Origin of the sequence: Acinetobacter lwoffii (assembly GCF_022809915.1) — a bacterium.
Lineage (GTDB): Bacteria > Pseudomonadota > Gammaproteobacteria > Pseudomonadales > Moraxellaceae > Acinetobacter > Acinetobacter lwoffii_M.
Genome location: NZ_JALGQY010000036.1, coordinates 20,389 through 29,291, shown reverse-complemented (window position 1 = coordinate 29,291; position 8,903 = coordinate 20,389). Strand labels below are relative to the sequence as shown.

Here is an 8,903-nt window from a genome sequence, read left to right as displayed (position 1 = left end):
CCCTTGAATTAAATAATTTTGCTGATTACTTTAAGATCAAATAAATTGTACGTTTTTTGATTTATGACGGAAGTCTAATGTTTATCTGTACTGCAAACAGCATGAACATTCCTGAGGCCCTGCTAGACCGTATGGAAGTGATTCGTCTTCCGGGTTATACCGAAGAAGAGAAAGTCAATATTGCGGATCGTTACCTTGTTCCTAAAGCAATCAAGAACAATGGTCTACGTGCCAAAGAATTGACCGTGCATGAAGAGGCGATTCGTGACATCGTGCGCCGTTATACCCGTGAAGCCGGTGTTCGTAACCTTGAACGTGAAGTGTCAAAAATTGCACGTAAAGTGGTAAAAGAAGCGGTTAGCAAGAAAGCCAAAAACCTTCAGGTTGAAGTGACCGCAGGAAATCTTCCAGATTACTTGGGTCCACATAAATTTGACTACGGTATGGCGGAAGAAGAAGCGCAAATTGGCCGTGTAAATGGTCTGGCTTGGACTTCTGTCGGCGGTGAATTACTGACCATTGAAGTTGCAGCAGTCCCAGGTAAAGGCAAGTTCATTACCACCGGTTCTCTTGGCGATGTCATGAAAGAATCGATTACCGCTGCGATGACTGTAGTGCGTACCCGTGCGGATGAACTCGGCATCGAAGCCTCGCGCTTTGAAGAAACCGACGTGCATGTGCATTTACCTGAAGGCGCAACACCGAAAGATGGTCCATCGGCAGGTTTGGCTTTGACTACAGCATTGGTGTCTGCTTTCACAGGTATCCCGATTCGTCCGGATATCGCGATGACAGGTGAAACCAGTCTGGGCGGTCGTGCGCTGCGTATCGGTGGCTTGAAAGAGAAACTTTTGGCAGCCCATCGTGGTGGCATCAAGCTGGTATTCATTCCACAGGAAAACGTACGTGACCTGGCGGAAATTCCAGAAAATGTCAAAGAAGGTCTAGAAATTAAAGCCGTAAAATCGATTGATGAGATTTTACCGCTGGCACTGACCTCTTTGCCAAAAGCCTTGGTTAAAGCACCAATTGTGAAAACCAAAGAAGAAGCGAAAGCAGCGCGTCATTAAGACTTGATGTTTCGTATAAAAAACCCTGCTTCGGCAGGGTTTTTTATTGAGTTATTGAATAAAACAACTGAATTATGGCTGTAGTGCCATCGTAACCAATCCATCAATCACATGAGTCATCTTGTTCAGATCAAGCTTGTCGAGGGTATCCAATTCGGTATTGTAATAAGGATTACGATAACTCGCAGTATCGGTAATCAGCATGGTCGAATAGTTGAATTTGGCATAATTCAGATAACCAGAAAAATTCATATCCTGAGCAAAACTTGGGCTGACAAAACGCTGACACTCCAGACGGTTAAAACGCTGCATAGCAGCACAATAATCTCCAGTCAGGCCAGTCGATGCTAAATGCCCGATCGTTGCAATGAAATTACCATGTCGTGGATAAATCCATTTTAATCCGACGGGATAGCTCTGCACCTGATGTTCATCAAAATAGCCAATCGAATCCAGAATCACCACGCCCTTAATTTTCTGCTTCTGCTTTTTTAAAGATTTGGCATGCATATAACTACCCATATGTTCTGTCTTGAAAAAAGGCGGCTCTTCAAGGGTATAGAAAGCAAATTCGACATCATGTTTGAGCTTGGCTTTTTGCAGGGCCAGTAATCTTGCGGTTTCAAGTAAACCCGCTACTCCTGAGGCATTATTATCAGCACCGTTTCGGGTACTAAAGACATCATAATGCGCTCCCATCACCATTTTGGTTTTGGCTTGAGTATCCAAGCTACAGATGACATTTCGGTAACTCAGGTTATTGACTACATAAACCTGAAACTGGCATGGGATGCCAAAGCGCTGCATCTGCCCTTTAATCCAGGCAGACACCCGGTTCAGCTCTTTCAGATTTTTATAATTTCGGTATTCATCGACACTCATGATCTGGCTAAAAAATAATTCCAGATGAGAGACCTGAGCATTTTTGCTCGAATTGGCCACACTGAGGCTTGGCCCTATGAGGCCAATCAGCAACAGCAGCACAGTACAACATCCTTTTATCATGACACTGTTCCGCATTTATTATTATTCCATTCCTTTATCAAGCGGATACTTGAACTACGGACATTAAAGCAACACTAAATCTCTCATTTCAATTTCAATTTGTTTCCCTGCTCAACTTCATGTTGTTTGATCGTTATAATGAGGTATCCAATTATTGATCTGTCTGTATGAAAATCCGTATCCTGACCATTGGTCAAAAAATGCCAGCGTGGGTGCTGACTGGTTTTGAAGATTATTTCAAACGTATTCAGCCTTTTGTACAGACCCAGATTATTGAACTGCCGATGGCCAAGCGCGGGAAAAATGATTCTGAAGCGGATATTCTGAAATACCGCAATATTGAGGGCGACAGCATTTTAAATGCGCTCAAGCAGAATGAAACCCTGATTGCACTAGAAGTGGGCGGACGCGAATTCAGTACCGAGAAACTGGCTGAAACCATGAAAGGCTGGATGCTGGAAGGCAATGATGTAGCACTTGCAATTGGTGGACCGGATGGTCACTCAGAAGCCGTGCGTAAAGCTGCTGCATGGCACTGGTCACTTTCCAAGTTAACTCTGCCGCATCCACTGGTACGTGTCATGCTGATCGAGCAGCTCTATCGTGCTATGAGCATCAATAATAATCATCCTTATCATCGGGCAGGCTAATGATTTTGCTAAAGCGTTCTTTATATGCAACGTTTTGTTGAATAATCTCCCCTGCTCTTATTTCTATTTTTCATGCATTATTGAGGCATCTTCTAGATGTGGTTTGAATTATGAACTTACAAACGTTGCCCGGCTTATTTATTTCTCATGGCTCTCCTATGCTGGCGCTGAATCCTGAGCAAGTGGGTCCTGCCTTGCATCGTTTGAGCGAAAATCTGCCACGCCCGGAAGCGATTATTGTGATGTCTGCGCACTGGGAAAGTGAGGCGCTGGAAGTCAGTAGCGCAATTCGCCCAGAAACCTGGCATGATTTTCGTGGTTTCCCGCCTGAACTGTATCAATTACGCTACCCTGCACCGGGAAATCCTGAACTGGCCGAGAAAGTCTTAGGCTTGCTGGCCAATGCCGGCTTTTCTGCACATGCCAACAGTACCCGTCCGCGTGATCATGGTGTATGGATGCCGCTGCTACATATGTATCCAGATGCCAACATTCCCGTGGTAGAAATTTCCTTACCCATGTCGATGAGTGCGGATGAGATTTATCAGATTGGTCAAAGTCTCGCACCTTTACGTGAACAGCAAATCCTGCTGATTGGTTCGGGCAGTATTACCCATAATTTACGTGAACTGTCTTGGGATGGATCGGCTGCTGATGTACCCGAATGGGCCTCAGGCTTCCGTAATTTTGTGGTGCATAAACTGACGCACAATGATTATGATGCTGTACTGGACTGGTCCAATATTCCGCATATGGCACGGAATCATCCAACGCTGGAACATTTTGCTCCGATTTTCTTTGCGATGGGCACAGGTCAGCGTTTTAGTCTGGTACATAGCAGTTTCACCATGGGTTCACTCGGCATGGATATTTATCGCTTCGATTAATCTTGCTTCAGCGCTAAAATCTTAATGATGGATACATTTTTCAACTTAAAGCTGCGAAATGTATCCATATTTTTTCGCAATACATCCATTATTATTGTTTGAACTTTATATACTTCATTATAAGTCCATGAAATTAAAATTTATTGTGCTAGCATTATTGCCTTTAACTTTTGCAGCCTGTCAGTCCAGCGATATTCAACGAGCTGGAGATCGTGCGGTGGCCATCATCCAACAAAAAAATGCAGATCAGATTCTTCCAGCCTATCATTGGGAACTGAATCGTGGACTAAAACGACCAATCGTACTCAGTTTTGATGCTCAAGGCCGGCTGAGCGCCGTGACGGGCTGTAATGGACTCGGGACGACCTGGTCAGTCAAAAACAATATCATCACCACCAGCGAAGTTGTAGGCACTGAAATGGCCTGTGATGCAGCCTTGATGGAGCAGGAACGTTTTGTCAGCCAGCTTTTACAGAAGCGTGACATTCCTTTTATGCTCAATGTAACAGATCCTAACAAGCCGACCCTGACGTTGATGGCCGCAAATGGTCAAACCTATGAATTTATCGGGAAAATGACTCCGGAAACCAAATACCAAGGTCAGGCTGAAACAATTTTTCTGGAAATTGCTCCTGACACTAAACCCTGTACCGGCGTGGTCCAACAAAGTTGCTTGCAAGTCAAAGAAGTGAAATATGATCAGAATGGCCTGAAAACTCAGGTCGATAAAGACTGGACTTTATTCTATGACCAGATTGAAGGCTTTCAGCACTCACCAGATGAGCGCCAGATTATCCGGGTTAAACGTTTTGAAATTAAGAATCTGGCTGCAGACCAGTCTAAATATGCCTATGTATTTGATATGGCAGTAGAGCGTGAAGTGGTAAAAGCCACACTCTAAAACAAAAAAGGAAAATAAAAAAACCGGGGCAATAGCCCCGGTTTTTTTCAGCTTAGACTAAGTCAGACTTAGAATACGCCTTGAGCAAGCATTGCATCAGCAACTTTTACGAAGCCCGCAATGTTTGCACCGTCAACATAGTTCACAGTACCGTCTTCTTTAGTACCGAATTTTACGCAGTTGCGGTGAATTTCTTTCATGATCGCGTGTAAGCGCTCGTCAACTTCTTCGAAAGTCCAGCCTAAACGCAATGCGTTTTGAGACATTTCCAGACCAGAAGTTGCCACACCACCTGCATTTGATGCTTTACCTGGCGCATAAAGAATTTTCGCTTCAACGAATTTCTCAACCGCTTCAAGTGTAGAAGGCATGTTCGCACCTTCAGCTACACAGATTACACCGTTTGCAAGAAGCTGAGCAGCGTCGTCTGCATCCAGTTCGTTTTGAGTCGCACATGGCAATGCGATATCACACTTGATACCCCAAGGACGTTGTCCTTCAAGATATTCAAAACCGTGTTTAGACGCGAATTCTGAAATACGGCCACGTTTTACATTTTTAAGTTCCATGACTTCAGCAAGAAGCGCATCAGTGAAACCGTCTTTAACGTGAACTGTACCCGCAGAGTCAGAAAGTGAAACCACTTTCGCACCGAGGTACATTGCTTTTTCAGCAGCATATTGCGCAACGTTACCAGAACCTGAAATCGCAACGACTTTATCTTTGAAGCTTTCGCCACGAGACTTAAGCATTTCCTCAGCGAAATACACAGTACCGTAACCCGTTGCTTCCGGACGTGCCAATGAACCACCGAAAGTTAAACCTTTACCAGTGAATACACATGCCGTGTCGTTACTTAATTTTTTCATCATGCCGGCCATGTATCCCACTTCACGACCGCCTACACCAATATCACCTGCAGGGATATCTGTGTTCGCACCCAGGTGACGATATAGCTCGATCATTAAAGCCTGACAGAAACGCATGATTTCGCCTTCTGATTTGCCTTTAGGGTCAAAATCAGAACCGCCTTTACCACCCCCCATAGGAAGTGTGGTTAAAGCATTTTTAAATGTTTGCTCAAAGCCTAAGAATTTTAGGATTGAAAGATTCACTGAAGGGTGGAAACGCATACCACCTTTAAATGGACCGATCGCTGAGTTGTACTGTACGCGGAACGCACGGTTTACTTGAGTCTGACCTTGGTCATCTACCCAAGAAACTCGGAACTGGATCGCACGTTCTGGCTCAACTAGACGTTCTAGTAAACCATGTGCTGCGTATTGTGGATTCTTTTCAATGAACGGCCACAAACTGGTCATCACTTCTTCTACAGCTTGAAGAAATTCTGGTTGATGTGCATCACGTGATTTTACGTAATCTAGGAACTCATTAAGTGTGTTGTATTTCAACGCTTAATCCTCAGCAGAAAATGGATCAAAATTGGTCAAATTTACAATCAATGTTAAATTTTGGCGCAAAATATTAAATATCTTTTGTAACTAATCTACAATACTTTTTTTGAAAATACTTTAAAATTAATTTGATAACAAATATTTATATTGATTATGAAAATTTTTTCTATGTCAGGAAATGCCAATCGAATCAAGGCTTAGATTCAGATTTATGCCTAATAATAAGGCACAAGTTGACCCTTAATTGCGCACGACTTAGGAGTTTAAAAATATGTTAAAATTGATGAATCGACATATTTTGTTTCACTTACTCTCTCATGCTTGCCATGAGTAACGCTGGTTATACATGAATTCGCCCATTTCTCTGGTCCAATCGATTGACGCTTTACTCCCTCAAACCCAATGTGGACTCTGCGGTCACCGTGACGGATGTTTACCTTATGCCCAGTCGATTACTGAGGGGGAAAATGCCAATAAATGTGTGCCGGGCGGACAGCCTGTTGCCGATGCTTTGGCTGCATTATTAAATCGTCCTAAACTTCAAGCTGAAGAAAGTGTCTGGCCAGTTCAAGCCGATGGTCGTCCTCAGCGCATCAAAGCCGTAATTCGTGAAGATGAATGTATTGGCTGTACCAAATGCATTAGCGCCTGCCCGGTCGATGCAATTATTGGTTCCGGTAAACTGATGCACACCATTCTGACCGATCTATGTACGGGCTGTGAGTTATGTATTCCCCCCTGTCCGGTAGACTGCATCGATTTGGTTGAAGATCAACAACCCTTGCCGACTGAAGCACAGCGTCTTGCGGAACAGGATGATCTGCGTCAGCGTTACTATGCGCACATCCAGCGTGAAGAAAAACGGCGTACCGATCGTAAGGGACCTGTGGTCCGTGCAGAAATTGATACTGCCCTGTTTGCCCGTTTCTCTGCTTTAAATGAGCAACTTCCTGTGATTGAAGTGGTAAACAAGCCAGAGAATGCACCTGTAGCTTTCGATTCCAAGACCACGATTGAACTGGCAAAACTACGTACCCAAATTAAAAAACTGGAAAAACAGCTTTCGGTTCGTGAAGATGCCCGAAAACGCACCCAACTGGAAGAACTGACACAGCAATTACAGGCTTTACAGGGATAGAACATGACCACAGCAAAGGCCAAGCCCGTTAAAAACATGACCAAAAAGCAGATTCAGACCTTTTTTGAACGCCTGCGTGAACAGCGGCCTAACCCAAAAACTGAGCTGAATTATTCCAATCCCTTTGAATTACTGGTCGCGGTCACGCTCTCTGCTCAAGCTACCGATGTCAGCGTCAACAAAGCCACAGACAAACTCTTTCCAGTCGCCAATACACCGGAAGCCATTTATGCGCTAGGTGTGGACGGCTTGAAGGAATATATCAAGACCATTGGTTTATATAACTCGAAAGCGGTCAACGTGATTAAAGCCTGCGAGATGCTGATTCAGAAGCACAACAGCATCGTACCGGACAATCGTGCAGACTTAGAAGCCCTGCCGGGTGTAGGTCGTAAAACGGCGAATGTGGTACTGAATACGGCCTTTGGTCAGCCGACCATGGCGGTTGATACCCATATTTTCCGGGTAGGTAACCGTACCGGACTAGCGGTTGGCAAAAATGTGTTGGAAGTTGAACACCGTCTGGTCAAAGTCATTCCCAAGGAATTTATCATTGATTCACATCACTGGCTGATTTTACACGGTCGTTATACGTGTATTGCGCGCAAACCGAAATGTCATGAATGTGTAGTATCCGATGTGTGTAACTGGCCGGATCGGTTTGAATTTGGTGCAGCCCGCCAAATTGCAGTGAAAAATATTGAGCTTGCTGAATAGAACGGCATGATCAAGCCGGGATAAAAATAGGTGACCAATGTGTCACCTTTTTATCGACTATGAGAAGAGTGCTTTTCGTTCAAACCAAATTCTTAGCTGAGCTGAACTATTATGGATTATTTATCCTGATCTTGTTCAGCCTTTTCCTGCTGCTTGCGCTGTTCAAGTTCGGCTTGTAATTTTGGATGGAGCTGGCGCTCAGGTCGCTTTGCTGCATTTTCAGCACGTTCTTCCTGACGTACTTTGTTGAGCATTTTAAAACTGAAATAGAACAGACCTACCAATACTGCCAGAAAGACTACCATCAACACCAATACGCCAAATTTCATAGCAACAAGTACCCTGTTCAAATACGCAATAAAAAAGAGCCCTAATATGACTTAGGGCTCTCCGATTGTCAAAATCATCGTCAGCCAATTATTTTGCCTGATCCAGAATCGCGAAAAGATCAGTTTGAACTTCATCGATTGGACGTAAACCATTTAGCTTGTCATAAGTTGGTGCATTTTCACCAGACGCTGCACGGCCTTGGTAGAAACCAACCAATTGCTCGGTTTCAGTATGGTAAGAACCTAGACGCTTACGAATGGTTGCTTCCTGGTCATCAGGACGTTGAACCAGATCTTCACCCGTTTCGTCATCTTTACCTTCCACTTTTGGCGGGTTGTAAACGATGTGATAGACACGGCCAGATGCAGGATGCTGACGACGGCCAGAAAGACGTTGTACGATTTCTTCATCTGGTACATCAATTTCAATCACGTGATCAATTGCAATGCCTTCTTTTTCCAAGGCTTCTGCTTGAGGAATGGTACGCGGGAAACCATCAAAAATGCAGCCGTTTACACAGTCAGGTTGCGCAATGCGCTCTTTCACCAGACCAATGATCAACTCATCAGAAACCAAACCGCCATTGTCCATGACACTTTTAGCTTGTAGACCTAATTCAGTTCCTTCACGAATTGCAGCACGGAGCATATCACCGGTTGAAATTTGTGGGATATTGTAGCGCTTACAGATCAACTGAGCTTGTGTACCTTTACCTGCTCCAGGTGGTCCGAGTAAGATAATGCGCATATATAAACATCCTCATTTAAACAATATGTATGACGCCACGACC

The 8,903-nt window shown here is 44.2% G+C and carries 9 protein-coding genes and 1 pseudogene; 6 read left to right on the top strand and 4 right to left on the bottom strand.

Annotated elements, in window-relative coordinates:
• Nucleotides 1-74 precede the first annotated feature (74 nt).
• Nucleotides 75-1,070 (top strand): annotated as a pseudogene (locus tag MTX11_RS14360) (S16 family serine protease); the annotation flags it as partial.
• A 72-nt stretch (nt 1,071-1,142) separates the two neighbouring features.
• Here the strand turns inward: MTX11_RS14360 and MTX11_RS14355 are convergent.
• Nucleotides 1,143-2,075, bottom strand: coding sequence for a M28 family peptidase (locus MTX11_RS14355; RefSeq protein WP_243475414.1), 933 nt, complete (start codon nt 2,073-2,075; stop codon nt 1,143-1,145).
• 167 nt (nt 2,076-2,242) lie between these two features.
• Here MTX11_RS14355 and rlmH point away from each other — a divergent pair, with 167 nt between their 5' ends.
• From rlmH to MTX11_RS14340, 3 genes are all read left to right on the top strand, one after another.
• Complete coding sequence (gene rlmH, locus MTX11_RS14350; RefSeq protein WP_004646335.1) at nt 2,243-2,725, top strand: 23S rRNA (pseudouridine(1915)-N(3))-methyltransferase RlmH; 483 nt, start codon at nt 2,243-2,245, stop codon at nt 2,723-2,725.
• 110 nt (nt 2,726-2,835) lie between these two features.
• Nucleotides 2,836-3,612 carry a DODA-type extradiol aromatic ring-opening family dioxygenase gene (locus MTX11_RS14345; RefSeq protein WP_005246927.1) on the top strand — a complete coding sequence of 259 codons (777 nt, stop codon included), beginning with the start codon at nt 2,836-2,838 and terminating at the stop codon, nt 3,610-3,612.
• A 127-nt stretch (nt 3,613-3,739) separates the two neighbouring features.
• A complete protein-coding gene (locus MTX11_RS14340; protein WP_243475413.1) occupies nt 3,740-4,513 on the top strand; it encodes an META and DUF4377 domain-containing protein in 774 nt (257 codons plus the stop codon).
• Nucleotides 4,514-4,581: 68 nt separating this feature from the next.
• On the opposite strand, the gene gdhA is transcribed toward MTX11_RS14340, so the two are convergent.
• The gene (gene gdhA / locus MTX11_RS14335) at nt 4,582-5,925 is read right to left on the bottom strand and encodes an NADP-specific glutamate dehydrogenase (protein ID WP_005246929.1); all 1,344 of its coding nucleotides are present in this window, start codon (nt 5,923-5,925) and stop codon (nt 4,582-4,584) included.
• A gap of 349 nt (nt 5,926-6,274) precedes the next feature.
• Here gdhA and MTX11_RS14330 point away from each other — a divergent pair, with 349 nt between their 5' ends.
• Together MTX11_RS14330 and nth are read left to right on the top strand one after the other, a co-directional pair.
• Nucleotides 6,275-7,066: an RnfABCDGE type electron transport complex subunit B gene (locus tag MTX11_RS14330; RefSeq protein WP_005246930.1), complete on the top strand. Its 792-nt coding sequence runs from the start codon at nt 6,275-6,277 to the stop codon at nt 7,064-7,066.
• A gap of 3 nt (nt 7,067-7,069) precedes the next feature.
• Complete coding sequence (nth, locus tag MTX11_RS14325; RefSeq protein ID WP_005246932.1) at nt 7,070-7,783, top strand: endonuclease III; 714 nt, start codon at nt 7,070-7,072, stop codon at nt 7,781-7,783.
• A 116-nt stretch (nt 7,784-7,899) separates the two neighbouring features.
• On the opposite strand, the gene MTX11_RS14320 is transcribed toward nth, so the two are convergent.
• A complete protein-coding gene (locus MTX11_RS14320; protein ID WP_004279489.1) occupies nt 7,900-8,112 on the bottom strand; it encodes a hypothetical protein in 213 nt (70 codons plus the stop codon).
• A gap of 88 nt (nt 8,113-8,200) precedes the next feature.
• Nucleotides 8,201-8,860 carry an adenylate kinase gene (adk, locus tag MTX11_RS14315; protein WP_004279488.1) on the bottom strand — a complete coding sequence of 220 codons (660 nt, stop codon included), beginning with the start codon at nt 8,858-8,860 and terminating at the stop codon, nt 8,201-8,203.
• Nucleotides 8,861-8,903 lie beyond the last annotated feature (43 nt).